Raw genomic sequence first — 20,613 nt, forward strand, 5'->3', positions numbered from 1 at the left:
CCGGGGCGAGCGCTCCATGGGTGAGTTAAGATGACGACCCTGGGGGAAACCCGACGTCAGGCCCCGTCAATAGTAAAGAACCTCCTCGGGAAACCGAAACGCGGCCCAGTCTCCGCCCTGGAATCCCTGGACCTTCTCCAGGAGAAACAGGGCCCGGTTATACATGGCCCGGGCAAAGTCGGTGTTAAGCTCAAAGCGGGTGGAGGTATAGAAAGACCGGGCCAGGGCAAGGGCCAGCCGAACGGCAAAGGAGGCGTCGCCGCGCTGTATGGAAAACGCTTCAACGCCCTTGTGGAACCTGCCGATGGCCCCGTTGATCCGCCGACGGCAGTCGGCGTCGAACACCGGGGTGCGAAACAGGGAGACCAGAAACACCGAGGCGTCCTGAACGTAGTCGAAGTCCCGGGATCGGTGCAGGTCGATGAAATGCACGCGCCCGGTGGCGTTATTGTACACCACGTTGCTCGTGTTGAAATCCCCGTGGATAAACACGGACACCGGAGCTGCCAGCTCCTTTTCAATGGCCGCGCAACCGGTCAGGAGCTCCCGAACGGAATGGGCGGCGGCGCGGCCCACGGAGGTGCTCTCCCGGAAAAATGCCGGATGCACCGCCAGCACATCGGCCAGGCGGGCCTGAATCTGGTGGATGTAGTCCGTTGCCCGGGGTGCTGTTACGGCTGTGCGGTCCCACACGGCAAACAGGGTGCGCTCAAGGGTGTCAAGGGCGCTTTTCACCACGGCCTCTTCTGCCGATCGAATCACCGCGTCCAGGGTCTCCCCCGGCAGGAACTCAAGGAGAAGGGACCCGTTCTTCCCCTGGGCATGAAAGCTGTAGACCTCGGGCACCAGGCCCGGGCAGTATTGCTGCCACCGGCTGTTGTTCTCTTTCTCCCGCCTGATTTTTTCCAAGGGTCCCTCTTTGTAGATCCGGCTCCCGGCCTCGTGCCGGGTGCCCGCGCCCCTGACCTCTCCCACCCGGCACCCGGACCGCGTGCCCTTGATGGCACGGTAATCGATGCTTTCCACGGAGTCGGCACGCCCAGACTTGGACAGGGTTTTCTTCAGGGCGTGAAACTGCTCGATGTCGATGTGTTCACCCAGAATGGAAAAAAGAATCGCCTCGCCGATGTTGAGGAGTTCACATCCCACCCGCCCCAGGTCCCTCAAAACACAGAGGACGGAAACAAGGTGCCCCGGGTCGCCCCCTTCCTGCAGGGCCGCCATGAGCTTCTCCGCACCGTTTGCGCAGGCGCGGTCCAGCTCGGACCCCACCCGGCAGATGGACAGGGCGGCGTCCATCTTGCCCTTGGCCAGGGCCCTTTGAATCGGCGCAAGGCCCGCTGTAATGGGTGAAAAAGTCCCCTCCACATCCATCGCCGCCTGGAATTCCCGGCAGCTATGGTCCGCGGCCTGCTCCGCAACGCTTACCAGGATATCCCCGATACGTGCCAGGCTGTCGCAGATTCTCTGGGCGGCACGAACCCTGTTCACAAGGGAGCGCGACAGGGAGGCGCGGCTGTGGATGAGCCCGAAGCACTCGTTGTCCACCACGGTTTTCAGGTTGTCGATGTACCTCTTGCGAGAGTGGAGCTTGGGCATGCCCTTCCGCACGGGGTCCAGAAGGAAGATCTGGGTCCCCCGGGCCTGGGTCTCCAAAGCCAGGACAAGGAATCGGAAATGTTGGTCAAGGCCCTCCGGAGTCTCCATGGGTTACCTCACCTGCAACGGGGGGTCCCCTTGCCCCTCCTGGGTCTCACCGTCTCGCCAGCTCACGGTGATGCTCAGCTTGGTGTGACCCGCCTTTTTTTTGGCTTTCACCGTAAAATTGAGGAGCCCGGACGGGTGGAGGTCGATGGCGGCTCCGTTGGTGGACAACGCGATGGCCCCCTTGCGAAAGCCCTCGGTAAGGGAGGTCAGAAATGCCGTGATGGTGTCGTTGTCCTGAAGGGAATCGAAAAGAAATTTTTCATCGGACATGGAAGGGCTCCTGAAGGTGTGAATGGAATGGCCGGTCAGTCCCAAACCCGAAGACAACTCACGCTCTCCGGCCTGTGGGTGCCTGTTGCGCACGATACGGTTACCCCTTGAGGCGCTCCCTGTACTCACGAATGACAGAGCGCCTGCTGACGCCGTGGATCACCAGCTTCTTCCGGATATCCAGGTTGTCCCAGGCAGGCTGGTAACCGATCTCACGGCTTGCCTTGGCCTCGTCCTGAAGCTCCCTGGCCTTGGTTTTTTCTCCCATGTGGCAGTCATCCCCCATGAAAATCAGCTGCTTTCGCCGAGTTGCGGCGTTCTTTCGGTTCTGATCGTTCACAACGGAGATGAGAAACTCGGTGTAGCGCTGGGACTGGGGGTTCCAGGTCTCGATGCCGTCCACGTCGTAGCCGGCAAGAAGGATGGGCCAGAACTCCTCCGGATGGGGAATCACAACCCCTCCCCCCAAGTTGCGGGCCTCTTCGATGACCTCGGAGGCCCGGTAGAAATAGCTCAAGGGGAAATGGGCCTTGACGATCTGCTTGACCGCCTGCAGGTAAGCCTGGACCCGGCCGATGGCAAGGTCACCCACCTCGGGGCGCAGGGTGTCGAACCAGTTTTTGAGGAGCTTGTTTTTCACGGAGATGGCAGGAACCTTGGGCCAGTTTTCATCCAGAAGCGTCTGGATGCGGGTCACCTGGGCCCGGGTAAAGGCGACGACCTCAGCATCGGCCCCCGTGGCCATGGCCGCCTGATTGATCCTCTCCTCCCGGGGCTTGATGATGGTGTCCATGAAATCAAAGAGCTGGGAAGAGCGGTACTTTGCGGTGAGCTCCAGCATGGATTTGAGCACATGGGCTTCCTGGACCTTCTCGTCGGTGAAATGGAGCAGCAGCTGCACCTTGCTTTTGAACTTTTTGGCGTAGCAGTCCACCTCCACACCGCTGTAGCCGCCCCAGCTCATCATCTGGTTGTGCTGTGTGGGAATGATCAGGGCTTCCTGGATATTGGGAAAGGCCGCCTTCAATCGCTGCCTGATCAAGGACATGGGGACAAACTCGGGGTGCCAGTGAACCGCCAGGAGCGCCTCCTGGCGATGATGCACCACAGGGGGCCGTGTAACCTGCTCCACCTGCCAGGGAGCAAGCTCCGTTGCCACGAGCCCCAGAAAACGTTCCAGGTCCCCTTCGGCGACTTCGGAGGAAAATCCCTGCCGGGGAAAAAGCCTTCGCCCGACCTCTTCGGATGACATGGTTTTGTCTGTCATGGCCTCTTTCCTTTGCCCTGCCCGGGACGGGCACGGCGACCAGAGGATCCAACGGCCCTCAGGTAAACGAAAGCAGGGCCCGGGTCAGGAGCCTTTTGTCGATGCCCGTCCCGGGGCCATCCCCGATGAGGGGCACATCAATGACGTCAACCCCCATGGCCTGAATGGCTTGTGTGTCCAGCCCGCCGGGATAGTGCCCTTTGCGGCTGTCCACCAGCACGAACTGAAGGGCGTCCCGCCCCCGGGGAGCCCCGCTCTCAACAAGGTAGGCCAGAAGGGTCGCCACCTGGTCCTCCACGCTGTAGCCCAGCAGTTCGGGATCTTCGAAGGGGTTGGGTACAAACACCTTGGGACAGGGATTGGCGGCAACGGCCTTTCCCACGCCCCACGGCAGGATGTTGGCGATCACGCTGGTAAAAAAGCTGCCGATGGGAAAACAGATCAGCTCGGCATCGGCGATGCGGCTGGCGGTCTCCCCGTCGATGGCAACCTTGACAGGGGAGGTGTCGTCCAGGGAAGAGGTCAGCCACACCCGGGTGATCCTAGACTGGATGGCCCCGCCCTCTTTGCCGGTTAAAAGGTGCTGGCCCACCACCACGGACCCGTCGGCCAGGGCAGCGGCAATATGCATGTCCTCGGCCACCACCGGATGCACCTCGCCGTGCCCCCCCACAAGGGCCGCCACCAGACTGATCCCCGATGCCATGCCGCGGCTTGAGGCAAGGCAGGCGGAGGTCAACACCAGATTGCCCATGCAGGCGCCCCTCAGGTCAAAGGCCTCGGGCATGGACTCCATAAACCGTCGGAAGTGCGGGCAGAGGACCTCTCCGGTCCGCAGGGAGAGCCCCTGGAACAGGTGATGGGTCCCCCCTGCCAGGGCGGCGAGCTCCGAGGTCGCTTCGTGCCGGGGCATGTCCCGGGAAAACCGATGCGAAAAAAGTGCGGCGGCGGCTTGTCCCTCGCCGGTCGCCGCGTCCGACAGTGCAAGCAGGCGGCTTCGGATATCGCCCATGGCCGGTATGTGAAACCACCGGCGAAGCTCCCCGCTGCTACCGCCGGAATCAAAGGGGGTCATGATATGAATGGTGTTGTGGGTATACCGCGTCAGCTCCCGGGAGACCTCGCTCAGGGCGGTCCCGCCGCTGAAAAAGAGAATCCTCGGGCCTGTATGAGGAGCCAGTAGGTAACCTTCGTATTTCTTTAAATCAGGGATACACATCTCGTCCTGTATTGCGTCCTCTAAGGAGATATCTGCACTCTCGGAACATGGCGGGGACCGACAGGGCACGCGCCGACGCCTCCCGAAATCCTGAGGGATGACGTCGCTTATGGCCCGGGTATTTCACGAGTCGGGTGCGCTCATGTGCAAGGCATCAGAGCTGCAGATGTGGTTTGTTATCTCAAGGCTCTGATAACGCCGCAGATGAGTGCACACGGCTCGCCCGAAGGGTGAGAAAATCAAACAGCAAACCCTGGTTTACATTTTCAAAATAGCTGACATTTTCGTCATAGCACTCTGAAATCATACAGCTTTCATCCTGACTGTCTGTTTTCCCATGATATATCCGGGCTTAGGTTGGGCTATAGATCTTAAATATATCCCAATCGGTCATGACGTGGAATGAAAAAAGGGGCAAATCCCATCGCCGGGGGCACCCTCTTCAGCCGAAGCATTTGACACTGCCGTGTATTTTGCGGTAATTCTAAAAAGTTACTTCTCACGCCACATACAGATTGCCCGTCACCCAAATTCATTGCCTCCCGGCTCGCCAGCCCGAACCCGGCCACCATGGCGCACCCGACGTGCCCCATGCCCCGTCGGTCCGTGGGTAAAAACAGCTCGACCCTCACGCAAAGGGGGATCCATGATTGAAATCACGAAAGCCATTGCCGTTCGAAGGCCCATTAACGAGGCCTTCCGCGTCGTCAGCGACTTTTCCTTCATCGAGCAATGGGATCCCGGCGTGGTATCGTCCCAAAAGGTATCCGACGGCCCCGTGGGGGTGGGGACGGCCTTTGCACTGTCCCTCAGGTACGGCATCTTTTCCATGCGTATGGTCTACACCATCACAGAGTACCATCCCCCCTTCCGGGTGGTGCTCAAGGGAACCGGAGACTCCTTTGCCGTCACCGACACCATTAAAATGACCGAAAGCGGCTCCCGGACCACGGTGACCTACACGGCCCGCTTTGACCTGCCCGACATGCCGCCCCGACTTGCGCCGGTGGTGCGCCCCCTCTTGGAACGCATTGCCCGGGCCGCCATGGACGGCATGAAGACGGCCCTCTCCCCCTGCCCGGGACCGCCCCGGTCCGTTTCCCTGTTTCACCAGGGGGTCCACCCCGTTGATGCCGTGGCCGATCGCCTGGTGCTGCCAGGGGCCTTGGGCTTCAGCAAGTGGGGACACAGCCTTGCCAAACCCTTCTGGCGGCCCGACACCGAACTCCTCACCGGCAAAACCGTTGTCCTCACCGGTCCCACATCGGGCCTGGGCAAGGCCGCGGCCCTGGGACTTGCCCGGCGGGACGCCCGGCTCATCCTCATCGCCCGCAACAGACAAAAGGCACTTGCCACAAGCCGGGAGCTCACCCGCGTCACGGGCAACCATAAGATCAACGTGGCCGTCGCAGACCTGAGCATCATGGCCGAAGTCCACCGGGTGGCAGACGAGATCCTTCTGGAGACGCCCTGCATCGATGTCCTCATCAACAACGCCGGAGCCCTGTTCCCACAACGGGAGACCACAGACGAAGGCCTGGAGCGCACCTTTGCCACCAACCTGCTGGGCGTGTTCACCCTCACCCGGAGGCTCCTGCCCGCCCTCTGCAGGGCAAAGGAGCCACGCATCCTCAACGTGGCCTCCGGGGGGATGTACACCCAGAAGATCCACGTGGACGACCTGGAGATGGAACGTGTCCCTTACGACGGGCCCACCGCCTACGCATGGGCCAAACGGGGCCTGGTAATCCTGACCGAGCACTGGGCCGGAATGTTTCGCCACCGCCCCTTTGCCGTCCACGCCATGCACCCAGGCTGGGTGGACACCCCGGGTCTTGCCGCTTCCCTGCCCCAATTTCACAAAACGATCCGGCCCCTGCTCAGAACCCCTGCCCAGGGAGCCGACACCCTGGTCTGGCTTGCCGCAGCTCAGCCGCCCGGTCGGTGCTCCGGCCTCTTCTGGCTGGACCGCAGGCCCCACGGCACCCATGTATTTCCCGGCACCCGTGAGTCAGAAGACGAACGCAGGCAGCTTTTCTCGGCCCTTGAAAGTCACGAGCACGCCCTGCGTCGCCGGGTGCTCACGGAGAGCACGGGATAATGCTCACCCTCATTTTATCCGATGCGGCCCGCACCACAAAGCCGGGCCCGAGGAGTGCCATGATCGCCATCAAACGCGCCACCCTTTTCCTGATTGTCGCCCTCTGGAGCATCCCGGCCCACGGCCTGGAGCCAGCGGCCACCATCGACGGGGTCCGCTTTGCCCTGGTCTACCCCGACGCCCCCACCCCGCTGCACTTAAGGGGCGTTGCCACCCTGCGCTACCTTCGGTTTATCAAGGCCTATGCCGGGGCCCTCTACATGTCCAGGGCCACCCCGTCAAATGCAGTGCTTGACGACGTGCCCAAGCACCTGGTCCTCGAATACTTCCAGGCCATCGAGGCCGAGGACTTTGCCGAGGCCACCCGCGCCATGGTGGAGAGAAACACCGACGCAGATACCTTTTCCCGCATCGCCCCGGAGCTGTACCGCCTCTGCCGCGCCTTCCGCTCCGTTGCCCCCACCGACCGCTACGCCCTCACCTACACGCCGGAATCGGGCCTTGCCCTCACCCTCAACGGCATCCTCCTGGGAACCTTTCAGGGGCCTGACTTTGCCCGGGCCATGTTTGCCGTCTGGCTTGGCGACGCCCCCATCGACAAGGCCTTTCGAAAGCGACTCCTGGGGGCGAAGTGAAACCCGGCCCCCATAAGCTGCCCCGTCCGGTCAAGCTCGCCTACGCCCTGCCCGCCTTTGCCATGGCCGTGGTGGGCATCCCCGTCTACATCTACATCCCCAAATTCTACACCGACGTCATGGGCCTGGACATTGCCGTGGTGGGGGCGGGACTTCTGGGGCTGAGGCTCTTTGACGCCATCACCGATCCTGTCATGGGCATGCTCTCCGACCGCACCGCCAGCCCCTTGGGCAGGCGACGACCCTATATCGCGGTGGGGGCCACCGTTCTCTGCCTGGCCATCGCCTGCCTCTTCAATCCGCCCCAACTCGGCCTGCCCTGGACCACGGCCTGGTTTTTCATCTGGCTGGCCCTGGTCTTCCTCTTCTGGACCGTTGCGGTGGTGCCTTACGAAGCCCTGGGCCCGGAGCTCACCTTTGATTACCATGAACGAACGGTTCTCTTCGGCTATCGGGACGGGTTTCTCATCGCCGGCACCATGATGGCGGCCATCGTCCCCGTCATCATCCGCACCACCCTGCGATCTACCGGGACTTCATTTACCGACCACACCGTCTTTTTCATCATGTCCCTTGTCTACATTCCCCTGATCCTGGCCTGCTGCGGCATCTGCGTTGTCAGGGTCCGGGAACACGCCACCACAGCCGTGCCGGAGCCGTTTCATCTCAAAGAGAGCCTGGCCCCCCTCCTGGACAACAAACCCTTCGGCATTCTGGTCGTGGCCTTTGCATTCAGCGCCATCGCCGCCCAGATGCCCGCCACCCTGATCCTTTTTTATGTGGAACACGTCCTTGAATCCAATCGGGCCGAGCTGTTCCTGCTCCTCTATTTTGTCTCGGGGGTCGTTTTTCTCCCCGCCTGGGTGCGGCTTGCCAGGCGAATCGGGAAAAAAGCGGCGTGGATGGCCTCCATGGCCATCAACACCGGCGCCTTCTTCTATGTCTTCTGGCTTGGACCGGGTGACGAAGGGGTCTACGGGGCCCTGGTCTTTGTCTCGGGTATCGGCTTCGGCGCCGGCCTTGCCCTCCCTTCCGCCCTCACCGCCGATGTCATCGACTTCGACGAATCCCGCACCGGCAAACGACGCGAAGGCCAGTACATCGGGGTCTTCTCCGTGGCAAAAAAAATGGCCGGTGCCACAGGGGCAGGCCTCGGCCTCTGGGCCCTCGGATTTTTCGGCTACGAGGCGGGCCAGCCCCAGGGACCAGAGGCCATCTTTGCCTTACGGACCCTGTACGCCCTTGTCCCCTGCCTCTTGAGCATTGTGGCTCTTGCCGTTGCCGGTTTCTACCCCCTTTCCCAAAAGCACCACCAAGAGATCATGGCTCAACGTCCCTCCCCTTAACCCCCAGATATCATGCATCCCCCTTTTCTTCGCCCCGGCACGTCAGATAAGGTTGACATTTCTATTCTTTTCGAAATATCATACCCGGAATTTCGCCTGCGAATCATACAAAACAGGTGCTATTACAAGATGTTTCCCAACGGATAGCCGGACACCTTGCTTCATCATTTCGTCCCAACGTCCCTCACCAAGCGTTTTCTTATTTGCCTACCGGAAAAGTTTTTCTGATGGCCCTCCCAACTGGTGTAACCTGACGTGCCAAAGAGAAAGGAAGTTCCATGTCAAACATCATTAAAATCTGCTCATTGATTCTCGTGGGCATTTTTTCCATTGCCCAAGCACACGCAGCCACAGGCAAAGCCTTCATTCAGCCCATCGTCACTGATTTCCCCCAGATCCAGCTGAACGTGAACATCCTGGACAGCAACGGTCACCCCGTTTACGGCCTGAAGCCTGAGCAATTCTCCCTTATGGAAGATTTAAAATCCGTTGAAATGACAGGATTTGAAGCAAAAAAAGCGGAGGAGATGAAACACAACAAGGTGGATATCGTCTTCGTCTTTGACGACACCGGCAGCATGGCATACGAAATCAAAGGACTCAAAGAGAAAACCATTGAGTTTGCCGATATCATCCAGTCATCGGGATTTGACTATGAGTTGGGCCTGATCACCTACAAAGACACCATCAACAACCCATTCAGGCGCACAAAAAACGCCGAGGACTTCAAAACCTGGGTCTCCTCCCTGCGAGCGACCGGAGGCGAGGATGAACCGGAAAATGCACTGGACGCCATAGAGGCCGCTTACCGCCAGCCCTTCAGAGATGATGCACGGGTCATCTTTATCCTGATCACCGACGCGACCTTCCATGCCCGGGACGCCATAACCCCCCTCTCCATGCAGGAGATCATCACGAACCTGGCGGAGCGAAACATCCAGCTCCACGTGGTGGGCCCCAACATCGACCAGTACAAGGCCATGACCTCTGAGCTGGGCGGTACCTTCTACGACAAGGACTCAGGCCAGTTCAAACGCATCATCACCCAGATTGCAGGGGGGAGCTCCGGCAACTACACCCTCACCTTCGCAAGCCGCCGCCCGTCCTACGATTTCACCTGGAGATCTGTCGAACTGACCCTTGCAGGCCACTCCCTGGCAGACAATGTCACCCAATACCAGGCCCCGAGCTGGGTGACCGCATCCAGTCGGCGATACAGCCTGAAAGGCAACGAAAGCCCCTACTCACCCCACTTTGTGGTTGATGGGGACAAAAACACCTGTTGGGCCGAAGGCGTAGCCGGAAGCGGCGTGAAAGAGTGGATCGCCCTGAACTTCACTGAACCGGTTATGGCCGACCATTTTACCATCCACCCTCCGAAAAACGGCGTACACATGCCATCGAGCATCTCCGTAACCCTCAACGGAGACGACAAGCGCCACTACGAAGTTGATCCCGGAAGCGGTCTTATTTCCGGGACTTTTGAAAAAGACCTGCCCATCACACAGTTCAAGGTCACCATCGAAAAGGCCAGCGGAGATACCGTCGGCTTCTCCAAGATCGAACTCTCCGGCGGAAAGCCCAGGGCATTGGTCGGCCCCCTCAAAAAAGCCCAGGAGATCCGGTTCTCCCGTAAAATCTCACGGGACATGAACAAGAAGGGCGAAGAGCTTTATCACAAGAAAAAATACGATGAAGCCATTTACTACTACAAAGAGTCCATCGAAAAAGACCCCACCTATGCCCAGGCCTTCAGCAACCTCGGGCTGGCTTACCAGCGGGCAGACGACTACCCCAATGCCATCTGGGCCAACAGAAAGGCCATTGCCCTGGCAAGGGGAAAACACAAGAAAACCGTCAGCGCCAGCTCCTACTACAACATCGCTCGAATCTTCGAGGCGCAGAACAAGTACGAAGAGGCGCTCCAGAACTTTATCTGGGCCAAGTCGTTCAAAAGCCACAGCGCTTACGATTCCGGCATCGCCCGCATGAATGAGAAGCTCGGGATGTAATCCCTGCCGGCCTCCGGCGATCCTGCCGGGGGCCCTGTTTTGCCTGATCCGAAAGAGAGGGGTTACAAATGAGATACATTCTGGTTCTTTTACTCATCTTCACCTCCGCCGCCCATGCCGCGGGCCCCGAAAAAATAGCAACCTATGACAGAAAGACCTGGCCGGAAGCCATTGACAGCAATGCCGCCTTTGACCGGGCCTCAGCCTTCGAGGGCTATCATTTCCTCGATGTGCTGAGCGCCGTGGACACAGGCAGTACAGAGACGATCCGGGCATTCACCGGCGTCAAAGAGCCCGACATGGCATCTGTAGGGAGGTGGGTCCGTTTTGCCCGGGACGAGCTGGTTAAAAATTTCAATGCGGCCCAAAGGCAGGACACCAAAGGGTGGGGCGGTGGTTCAAAAATTGATTCCGCAGAGACCTACCTGGACCTGATGCGGCCCCACTACCTCACCCTTCCTCCCGAGTACGATCAGTGGAAAGAGCGTTCCCGAAAATTCCACACCCGCTACGTGTACGAGCAACTGCGCCTGGCTGCCCTCTTCCCCAGGATCACAAGTGAAATTCTGAAACTGGATCAATCCGAACGCAACGGGTTTGAACTCAGCGACAAGCAATTCATCCTGACCTTTGATGATGGACCCAGCCCCAATGGGGTCACCGGGAAAATGATCTCTGAGCTGAACAGCAGACACCTTAAGGCGGCGTTCTTTCTACTGGGGGAGCGCCTGGAAACATGGCCCCCTGAAAAAGCCCAAGCCCTTTATGCCGGACACTATGTGGGTTCCCACGGGTATACCCACAAGGCCCACCCCAGGTACGCCCAGTGGCAATCATCCATAGACAGGACCCATGCCCTGATCTCAACTGTTTTTTCAATCCCTTCCAACCGCATCGGATTTCGCCCTCCGTACGGTCAGCGCACCCCGGAGATGATCGCGCACCTTCGCACCGTACACCACAGCCCCGTGGCCCTCTGGAATATCGACAGCCAGGATTGGAACAGGAAAATCGGACCCGACCAGCTCTCCGACCGAGTGACCACCCTGATCCTGTTGTGGAGAAAAGGGATCATTCTCTTCCACGACCTGTACCCGAAATCCATCGAGGCTGTCGGGGCCCTGCATGACTTTTCACGGGAAGCCAACATTGAGTTTGTTGACCCCGGAAAATAGTCGGATCAAAGCCTGCATGGCCCCCGGGACGTCACCGACACAGATAGAGCTCATCCAGGGCCTCGAACAGGGCGTTTCGGGCCTCTTCAAAGCGGATCAGCTCTGCCCGGGCCTCCTCGGCCTTTCCTTGGGCATGCAGGGCCACCACCGCCTCTGCGCGGGTGTGGACCTCCTGGTGGCAGCCCCCCACGACCCGGTACTGGGGCAGGACGGCCACGGAATCGCCCACCGAGGCATACCAGCGGCCAAAGGCACACGCCCCGTGGCCGGGCACCTCGCCGGGCTCCATGGCCCGGATGCCCTGGAGGGCGGTTTCAATGCCCATCTTCCAGTCAAAGTGGGCATTTTTCACCTTGCCCATGTCAAAGGGGGGCGCAGAAACCTTGAACCGGCCGATGGCCTCCTGCAGGACAATCCCGATATGTTTCTGTTCTCCGGCAAACCCGCCCACCTCGATGCACCGGTGGGCGGTGCCGTCGGCAGCGCCCTTCACCGACGAGATCTCCCGGGAGACCAGGCCGTTGACGCCCGAGGCGCTGACCACATGCTCGTTTCCCTCCTGCATGGAGTGGGAGACGTCGTCGGCTTTGGCGACGATCTCCCGGCTGGCGTCGGCCTGCAGGGCCACGGCCGTGGCAATGGTGCTCACCATGTCGCTGACCCGGGTGCTGCTCTGGGTGATGCGGTCGATCACCTGCACGGTCTGGCTGGTGGAATCCTGCACCCCTGAGACCCGGTCCTCGATCTCCAGGGTGGCCTCGGCGGTCTGCCTGGCAAGGGCCTTGATCTCATCGGCCACAACCGCAAACCCCTTGCCCGCCTCCCCGGCCCGTGCCGCCTCGATGGTGGCGTTCAAGGCCAGAAGATTGGTCTGGTCGGCGATCTCCTTGATGGTCTCGGTCACCAGGGTGATCTGGCCGGCGGCCTTGCCCAGGGCCTCCACGCTGGTGTTGGCAAGCTCGGCCTGGGCCACGGCCTCCCGGGTCATCTCCTTGGCCTGCTCCGACTGAAGGGCCACCTCCTTCACGCTCGCGGTCATGGTCTTGGCCGACTCGGCCATGAGCCCCACCAGGCGATCCGACTCGTCGATGGCCGTTGCCATGGCATCCATGCTGGCGTTCATCTCCCCGGAGGAGGAGGCCACCGCCCCTAAGTCCGCCGACATCTGGCGGGCTCCCCCGGACATCTCCCCTGCGATGCGGTCCATGTTCACCGATGCATGGCCGATGGTCTCGGCGTTGCCCCGGATACTTCGCACCAGGCGCTCCAGGTTGCCGATGAAGGTGTTGAAGGCAAGGGACAGGGCCCCGATCTCATCGGGCTTTCCCCGGCCGTCGGCCATGGGAAGCCTGGCCGTCAGATCCGCCTCTCCGGTGGCAATGCCCTGGAGCATGGAGACCACCCGGTTCAGGGGGCGCACGATGCCGTTGCCTGTAAAGAGCCCCAGCCCCACAGCCACCAGAAAACAGAGGATGCACACCACCACCATGGCCACAAGAAACTCCTGCCTGACCTGGAAAAACTCATCTTCAGAGGCAGAGGTGAGCACCTTCCAGGTGAAGTCGCCGAAGTCCGCGGTGGCAAACCCGTACACGGTGGCGTGACCTTTGGTGGTATCGCTGAAAAAGCCTTGCCCCACTGTCTCCAGAATAGTCAGATTGTCCGACCCCTCCCCCAGGTTCTCCCGGATGTTCCGGCCATACCCGGCGCTTCCCTCTTCATGGCCGATGACCGTGCCGTCGGAGCGCACCACGGTAAGGGACTTGGTTGCCCAGCCGAGATCCCGGAAGCTGCTTACCCTGCCCTCAAGCCACTGCTGCACCAGCTGCCACTTCACCCGGGCGCTCAGGGTGCCCAGCACCCCGCCGTCCGCATCATGAATTACCGTGGCGATGACCATGGTGTACCGGTTATCCCCGCCAAAGGGGGGCTGGGTAAGAACCGAGCCCTCGGGCTGCTCGTGCCAGTCCGACCAATAGGTTCCACGGGCCAGGGTCTGGCGGTACCAGGCCTCCTCCCCGTGCCGGGCACCGATGAGGCCGGGTTCGCTGGCCGACACACAGGTGCCCTCTTTATTTGTCACCATGAAAAATGAAAAGGGATTGTCCTTGTCCCGGACCAGGCCGGTGAGCAGGGTGTCCACATCCCCGTAATCAAAATCGGTGATCAGTGACTGGCCCAGGATGGGGTTTGCCAGCAGCAAACGGATATCCCGGACCCGGTGGTCCAGAACCTCCTCCAGATATTCGGCTGCGATCCGGCTGTCCGCCACCATCTGCTCGGACTGCCGCGACTCGATAAACCCTGAAATCCTGTAGCTGGCATACCCCGCCACAAACAACGCCGGCAGGATCCCCACGATGATCATGGACAGCAACAACTTAACCTTGAGTTTCACTCTCATCCCCCTCGCATCTCACGGTGCACACGCCACCGCGCAACGCCCCGCACCGAAAGGGGCATTGCGCGCCTGACCCGGATCGGAACCAGCCGGTCTACTGCTGCTTCATGATGGCCTGGATGATCCGGTAGTCCCCGATGGTTGCCCTGGCAAATCCGTCGTACTTGGTGTTGATGGACTTCATCTCCGGGGCGTCGGCGGGCAGCGTCTCCAGAAGCTTCTGGAGCGTTTTTGCCTTTTCCTTGCCCAGGGCCTCGATGTTGGCACAGATGGGAAAGTTGGGGATGGGCTTGGAGATGGCGAGGAATTTCAGGGCATCTTTGTTTTTCAGGGCCACGCTCTCCTTGATGCCCCCTGCAGCGGCCTTGCCGTCCAGGACCGCCCGCACCACATTGGAGTGGGAACCGGTGAGGAGATGGTTGCCCAAGGCATCGAGGGTCACGCCCTGCTTGGCCAGCAGGTACCTGGGCACCAGGTAGGAGGAGGTGGAGCCCTTGTCACCAAAGGCAAAGACCTTGCCCTTTAGATCGGCAACCGAGGCCAGGGACGAGTCTTTGGGGGCAACCACATAGGATTTGTAGAAGGGCGAGCCTTTCTTCACAACCTTGACGATGGGGATCACCGTTTTTTTCTGAGCGTTCACCTTCACCGCGCCCACGGGCCCGATGTAGGCAAAGGCCAGCTCGCCGGAGACCAGGGCCGCTTCAATGGCTTCGTAATTGTCACCGACGCGCAGGGTCACCGGCTCTCCCAGCTCCCTGCTCAGGTACCCGGCAAGGGGGGTAAATTTTGCTTCCATGATCTGCTTGTCCTCTAAGGGAATTACCCCGAAGGTCAGGGCGGCATGGGCGGCACCCGACAGAAAAAAAATCATCACAGCGGTGAGCAACAGGGACTTTTTCATGTCTCATTCCTTTTGGATTTCTTTGATAGTAAAGACGGTAAGGGCCCTTCAACGCGGAGACGCAACCCGTTCACACGGATGAAGGGCACAGTTCACATCTCCCGTTGCTCGCCACAGGCTGAAAATGGGGGGGGAGGACGCAAAACGCTCACTTCGGCGGTGAGGGGGTACATCAATCATCAAGGGTCGCGAGGCAGGCCTCGGATACTGGCTGATACAGGAAAAGGCGGTGATACGTGAAAAACCAAACAATAAGGAATACGCAGGGCTGTTTTCCGGATTTTTATTTCAAATTGAGTAAATAATACATCAATAAAAAACACTACCTATTTCGCCTGACAACCACGTAAAACAGGAAAATCATAGGCACAAGTATATTGCATGTAAAGAATTTTATATCTTTTCACATTAGAAAAAGTAGTGAAACAGCGCTATAAAGCAATCATGACGGCTCCATTTGATCAAACAATCAAAGCCTTAGTGGCGTTTGCTCACCCATCGCAGGAAAGCAGCAAACAAGCCCAAAATGGCGATGCAAAAGGCCCAACGGTGTTTCGCGGAAATCAGCAACGAGATGTCCTTGAAAAATTGGACCTGTATGCAAAACGGCCACGAAGCACCGCCAAAGGACAGAGATAAGAAAAGGGCCCTTTTCAGAACTTGATTGCCTCATATATCGCCGGCAAGACAAGTCACGACGGCCGGGACCTGACGTTACCGGCCCTGGATCAGGACCTTCATAAAATGCTCGGTGGGGATGCTCAATGGGCTGTTCTTATGGGTGACGATACCGATGGAGCGGGACGGAAGGGTCTCTTTAAGATCAAGGACGCGCACCACGGGATCATCTGCGGGGATGGCGTCGGCCATGACAAACCCCACGCCCAGACCGATGCGGACAAAATCCACGATGAGGTCGATGCTCTCCAGTTCGAACTCCGGCCGCAGCACCGCCTTCTGCGCCCGGAAAAAGGCGTCCAGGTACCTGCGGGTGTTGGTGTTGGAGGTAAGGGTGATCAGGGGCACGTCCTTGAGGTCCTTGATGGAGGGGCGGGCCGGAAGCTTCCGGACATAGGCATCCGTGGCAATGGCCACCTCCTGAAACCCCTTGATCTCCGTGATGTTCACCCCCTTGACCCCCATGGACTCCGGCAGGTTCACCACCCCGAAGTCCATCTTCCCCCCGGCAATCTCATCCAGGGTCTGCATGGAGGGCTGGTTGGTGATGCTGATCCTGATGTTGGGGTAGTCTTCGTGGAAGCGCTTGATGTAATCCAGGAGAAAGTAGCGGCAGATGGTGTCGCTGGCCCCGATGGTCACCTCACCGTACCCCAGGGCCTTTGTGTTTTCGATGTTCCGCTCCCCGGCCTTGATCAGATCAAAGGCCTCGGAGATATGGAAAAAGAGCATCTCCCCTTCCTTGGTGAGCTGCATGTTCCGCCGGTTGCGGATAAAAAGAAGGGCTCCCAGCTGGGTCTCCAGCTGCTTGATGGACTGGGAGACGGAGCTCTGGGTCACAAAAAGGGCCTCGGCCGCCCGGGTGAAGCTCAGGAGCCTGGCCGCATGGTAAAAGACCTTGTACAATTCAAAATTAACGTTCACAATCCGCCCTTATATTAGCAATACCTGTTATTGACGTTACAATTATTAATTACATTTATAAAACCACCTATGGTAAGTCAAGGGTGTCATCAGGAAGCGAGCCCCCAGGGCCCGCCCCACATTGAGGCGATACCGGTTCACGGTCCCCCGGGATCCGGCGGAACCGTGAACGAGAAACACATACATTATTCAGGGGTCTTTCCATGCCAAACAGAATCAGACGGGTCTTTGTTGAAAAGAGAGATAACTTCAAGGTCGAGGCCGACCACCTGCTTTCGGACCTCACCCACAACCTGAACATCGACGGGGTCTCCGATGTGCGCATCATCAACTGCTATGAGTGCACGGGCTTTGACGACGCCACCTTCGACCTGGCCAAGGCCAATGTCTTCAGCGAACCCAACATCGATGAGGTGTATGAGGACCCCTCCCGTTTTACGGGGTGCGATTTTGTCTTCCGCATGGGCCTGCTCCCCGGCCAGTTCGATCAGCGTGCGGACTCCGCCATGCAGTGCGTGCAGCTCTTAACCGCAGGAGAGCGCCCCCTGATCCGGGCCTCCAAGGTCATTGCCGTCAACGGCAGCCTCTCCGATGCGGACAAGGCCAAGATCAAGACCCACATGATCAACGTGGTGGAATCCTGCGAGCTGGACCTGGAGCTGCCCGAAACCATTGAGATGGACGCGGTGGTCCCCGAGGACGTGGCCGTGTTCGAGGGTTTCACCGAGTTTTCCGAAGCCGAGCTGGCCTCCTTTAAAGATGCCGAAGGCTTTGCCATGAGCATGGGGGACATCCTCTCCTGCCAGGCCTACTTCAAAGGGACCGAAAAACGAAACCCCACCATCACCGAGATGAAGGCCATCGACACCTACTGGTCGGATCACTGCCGCCACACCACCTTCATGACGGAGATCGAAGAGGTCAAGATCCGGGAAGGCAAGTACGCCGAGGAGATCCAGAAAGCCTACGACCTCTACCGGCAAGACCGGGCCGCCTGCGGCGCCAAAAAACCCGAATGCCTCATGGACCTGGCCTGCATCGCGGCAAAATCCCTTAAAAACGACGGCTACCTCAAGGACATCGACGTCAGCGAGGAGATCAACGCCTGCAGCATCAACGTGGATGTGGACGTGGACGGCTCCGAGGAAAAAGTCCCCTACCTCGTGATGTTCAAAAACGAGACCCACAACCACCCCACGGAGATCGAGCCCTTTGGCGGGGCCGCCACCTGCCTGGGCGGCGCCATCCGGGATCCCCTCTCCGGCCGCTCCTACGTCTACCAGGCCATGCGCATCACCGGGGCCGCCGACCCCAGGACGCCCTTTGAAGAGACCCTCCCCGGCAAGCTGCCCCAGCGCACCATCTGCAAGCGGGCCGCCCACGGCTACAGCTCCTACGGCAACCAGATCGGCGTCACCACCGGCTTTGTCAAGGAGTACTACAACGACCGCTTCGTGGCCAAGCGCATGGAGGTGGGGGCCGTCATCGCCGCCACCCCCAAGGACCAGGTGATCCGCGAGGTGCCGGAGCCCGGCGACATCGTCATCCTGGTGGGCGGCAGAACCGGCCGCGACGGCTGCGGCGGGGCCACCGGCTCCAGCAAGGAGCACACCGAAGAGTCCCTGGCCACCTGCGGGGCCGAGGTCCAGAAGGGCAACGCCCCGGAGGAGCGTAAGATCCAGCGCCTCTTCCGAAACGAAACCGTCTCCAAAATGATCATCCGCTGCAACGACTTCGGCGCAGGCGGCGTCTCCGTTGCCGTTGGCGAGCTTGCCGACAGCATCGACATCTACCTGGACCGGGTGCCCAAGAAATACGACGGCCTGGACGGCACCGAGCTTGCCATCTCCGAATCCCAGGAGCGCATGGCCGTTGTGGTGAGGCGTGAAAACGCCGAAGAGTTCATCCGCCTGGCAGGGGACGAGAACCTGGAAGCCACGGCCATCGCCGACATCACCGACACCGGCCGCCTGCGCATCCAGTGGCGGGGCAACTGGATCATCGACGTATCCCGAGCTTTCCTGGACACCAACGGCGTGAGCCAATCCACCAAGATCGAGGTGGAATCCCCCGAAGCAGGCGCCAGCGTCTTTGAAAGCGACAAAAGCGGCGATGACGCCGCCCTCTGGATGGAAACCCTGTCGGACCTCAACGTGGCCAGCCAGAAGGGCCTGGTGGAGCTCTTCGACAGCACCATCGGGGCGGGTTCCGCCCTCATGCCCCATGGCGGCAAGACCTACCGCACCCCCACCGAGGGCATGGCCGCCAAGATCCCCGTGGAGCACGGCGACACCAGCACCGGCACCCTCATGGCCCACGGCTACAACCCGGAGATGGCCATCTGGTCCCCCTTCCACGGCGGCCTCTACGCCGTGGTGGAGAGCGTGGCCAAGGTCGTTGCCATGGGCGGCGTCTACCGCAACATCTACCTCTCCCTCCAGGAGTACTTTGAAAAACTGAGAGGGGAAGCGGTTCGCTGGGGCAAACCCTTTGCCGCCCTTCTGGGGGCCTACCGCGCCCAGAAGGAGTTCAAGATCGGCGCCATCGGCGGCAAGGACTCCATGAGCGGGTCCTTTAAAGATCTGGACGTGCCCCCCACCCTCATCTCCTTTGCCGTGGCGGCCACGGACCTGAACCGCCTCATCACCCCCGAATTCAAGCGGGAAGGCTCCCGCGTGGTGATGATCCGGGCCAACCGGAACGACGCCGACGTCATCGACTTTGACGACCTCAAGGAAAAGTACGACCGCATCACCCGGCTCATGGACGAAGGGCACATCATCAGCGCCCACACCGTCAGCAAGGGCGGGGCCATGGCCGCCATCTCCAAGATGTGCTTCGGCAACACCCTGGGCATGGAGATCACCCCCGAGGTAACACGGGAGATCCTCACCGAAGAGGCTATCGGCTCCCTGGTCCTGGAGGTCAGCTCCGAAAAAGAGCTTGCAGAACTTTTCACTTCGGCCTATGTCGATCTTGGGATGGTCACTGGCGAGTCGACCATCTCCCACGGCGAGATGACCCTCGCCCTGGACGATCTCATCACCGCGTGGGAAGCACCCTTGAACGATATCTTCGAAATCAAGGAGGACCACCACGGTCCCATCGAAACCTTAAGTCACACGGCAAAAACCGTCCATGTGGCCAACACCCGGGTTGCACGCCCCAAGGTGATCATCCCCGCCTTTCCCGGCACCAACTGCGAACTCGACACCCAGCGCGCCTTTGAACGCGCCGGTGCCGATGCCGAGGTGGTGGTCTTCAAGAACCTCACCGCCGCCTGGGTGGAAGAGTCCATCGCCACCCTGGCCGGCAAGATCAAAGGGGCCCAGATCATCGCCCTACCCGGCGGGTTCTCCGCAGGGGACGAGCCCGAAGGCTCCGGTAAATTCATCGCCTCCATTTTCAAAAACGAGCAGGTGAAAGACGCTGTCCACGGCCTCCTGAACGACCGGGACGGCCTCATGCTCGGCATCTGCAACGGCTTCCAGGCCCTGGTGAAACTGGGCCTCCTGCCCTTTGGCGAGATCCGCACCCTCTCGGAGACAGCCCCCACCCTCACCTACAACAAGATCGGCCGCCACGTGGCTCGCTACGCCAAGACCCGCGTGGCCTCCAACCTCTCGCCCTGGCTTGCAGGTACCGAGGTGGGCGAGGTGTTCGAGTCTCCCCTCTCCCACGGCGAAGGGCGCTTCTTTGCAAACGAGGAGGTCCTTGACGGACTCATCAAGGGAGGGCAGATCGCCACCCAGTACGTGGACGAAGCCGGAAACGCCACCTACGACGGCAGCTACAACCCCAACGGGTCCATCTACGCCATTGAGGGCATCACCAGCGCCGACGGCCGCATCCTGGGCAAAATGGGACACAGCGAACGCATCGGAAACCATGTGGCCGGTAACATTTACGGCAAAACCGATATGAAGATTTTTGAGTCTGGGGTAAGGTACTTCCAGTAAACAGGCATGATCAAA

Annotated in this window: 14 protein-coding genes; 7 read left to right on the top strand and 7 right to left on the bottom strand. The window is 60.0% G+C overall.

What is annotated here, in order from left to right:
• Positions 1-66 precede the first annotated feature (66 nt).
• From MSL71_RS01785 to MSL71_RS01800, 4 genes are all read right to left on the bottom strand, one after another.
• Positions 67-1,707 carry a phosphotransferase gene (locus MSL71_RS01785; RefSeq protein WP_180136958.1) on the bottom strand — a complete coding sequence of 547 codons (1,641 nt, stop codon included), beginning with the start codon at positions 1,705-1,707 and terminating at the stop codon, positions 67-69.
• Positions 1,708-1,710: 3 nt separating this feature from the next.
• Entirely contained in the window at positions 1,711-1,977 is a 267-nt protein-coding gene (locus MSL71_RS01790; RefSeq protein ID WP_180136959.1) for an amphi-Trp domain-containing protein, read from the bottom strand.
• Between the two features lie 100 nt (positions 1,978-2,077).
• On the bottom strand, positions 2,078-3,244 hold the full coding sequence (locus MSL71_RS01795; RefSeq protein WP_246317687.1) for a hypothetical protein: 1,167 nt from the start codon (positions 3,242-3,244) through the stop codon (positions 2,078-2,080).
• 58 nt (positions 3,245-3,302) lie between these two features.
• A complete protein-coding gene (locus MSL71_RS01800) occupies positions 3,303-4,463 on the bottom strand; it encodes a GAK system CofD-like protein (protein ID WP_180136960.1) in 1,161 nt (386 codons plus the stop codon).
• 646 nt (positions 4,464-5,109) lie between these two features.
• Here MSL71_RS01800 and MSL71_RS01805 point away from each other — a divergent pair.
• The 5 genes from MSL71_RS01805 (at position 5,110) to MSL71_RS01825 (ending at position 11,732) form a co-directional block, all read left to right on the top strand.
• Positions 5,110-6,564 (top strand): SDR family NAD(P)-dependent oxidoreductase, encoded by a 1,455-nt coding sequence (locus tag MSL71_RS01805; protein ID WP_180136961.1) that lies wholly within the window; start codon positions 5,110-5,112, stop codon positions 6,562-6,564.
• A complete protein-coding gene (locus MSL71_RS01810; RefSeq protein ID WP_180136962.1) occupies positions 6,564-7,199 on the top strand; it encodes a chalcone isomerase family protein in 636 nt (211 codons plus the stop codon). The genes MSL71_RS01805 and MSL71_RS01810 overlap by 1 nt, the downstream gene beginning before the upstream one ends.
• Entirely contained in the window at positions 7,196-8,545 is a 1,350-nt protein-coding gene (locus MSL71_RS01815; RefSeq protein WP_246317688.1) for an MFS transporter, read from the top strand. The genes MSL71_RS01810 and MSL71_RS01815 overlap by 4 nt, the downstream gene beginning before the upstream one ends.
• Before the next feature lie 278 nt (positions 8,546-8,823).
• On the top strand, positions 8,824-10,557 hold the full coding sequence (locus tag MSL71_RS01820) for a tetratricopeptide repeat protein (RefSeq protein WP_180136963.1): 1,734 nt from the start codon (positions 8,824-8,826) through the stop codon (positions 10,555-10,557).
• A gap of 68 nt (positions 10,558-10,625) precedes the next feature.
• On the top strand, positions 10,626-11,732 hold the full coding sequence (locus tag MSL71_RS01825; protein ID WP_180136964.1) for a polysaccharide deacetylase family protein: 1,107 nt from the start codon (positions 10,626-10,628) through the stop codon (positions 11,730-11,732).
• Between the two features lie 31 nt (positions 11,733-11,763).
• Here the strand turns inward: MSL71_RS01825 and MSL71_RS01830 are convergent, their stop codons facing one another.
• Complete coding sequence (locus MSL71_RS01830; protein ID WP_180136965.1) at positions 11,764-14,130, bottom strand: methyl-accepting chemotaxis protein; 2,367 nt, start codon at positions 14,128-14,130, stop codon at positions 11,764-11,766.
• A gap of 97 nt (positions 14,131-14,227) precedes the next feature.
• The gene (locus tag MSL71_RS01835; protein WP_180136966.1) at positions 14,228-15,037 is read right to left on the bottom strand and encodes a phosphate/phosphite/phosphonate ABC transporter substrate-binding protein; all 810 of its coding nucleotides are present in this window, start codon (positions 15,035-15,037) and stop codon (positions 14,228-14,230) included.
• A gap of 420 nt (positions 15,038-15,457) precedes the next feature.
• Between MSL71_RS01835 and MSL71_RS01840 the strand changes: the two genes are divergently transcribed.
• Positions 15,458-15,676 (top strand): hypothetical protein, encoded by a 219-nt coding sequence (locus tag MSL71_RS01840; RefSeq protein WP_180136967.1) that lies wholly within the window; start codon positions 15,458-15,460, stop codon positions 15,674-15,676.
• A 75-nt stretch (positions 15,677-15,751) separates the two neighbouring features.
• On the opposite strand, the gene MSL71_RS26370 is transcribed toward MSL71_RS01840, so the two are convergent.
• Complete coding sequence (locus tag MSL71_RS26370) at positions 15,752-16,639, bottom strand: LysR family transcriptional regulator (RefSeq protein WP_281374413.1); 888 nt, start codon at positions 16,637-16,639, stop codon at positions 15,752-15,754.
• A 203-nt stretch (positions 16,640-16,842) separates the two neighbouring features.
• On the opposite strand from MSL71_RS26370, the gene MSL71_RS01850 reads away from it, so the two are divergent.
• Complete coding sequence (locus MSL71_RS01850; protein WP_180136968.1) at positions 16,843-20,598, top strand: phosphoribosylformylglycinamidine synthase; 3,756 nt, start codon at positions 16,843-16,845, stop codon at positions 20,596-20,598.
• Positions 20,599-20,613: the final 15 nt, after the last annotated feature.

It is taken from the genome of Desulfoluna butyratoxydans (genome assembly GCF_900699765.1).
In the GTDB taxonomy this organism is placed as follows: domain Bacteria; phylum Desulfobacterota; class Desulfobacteria; order Desulfobacterales; family Desulfolunaceae; genus Desulfoluna; species Desulfoluna butyratoxydans.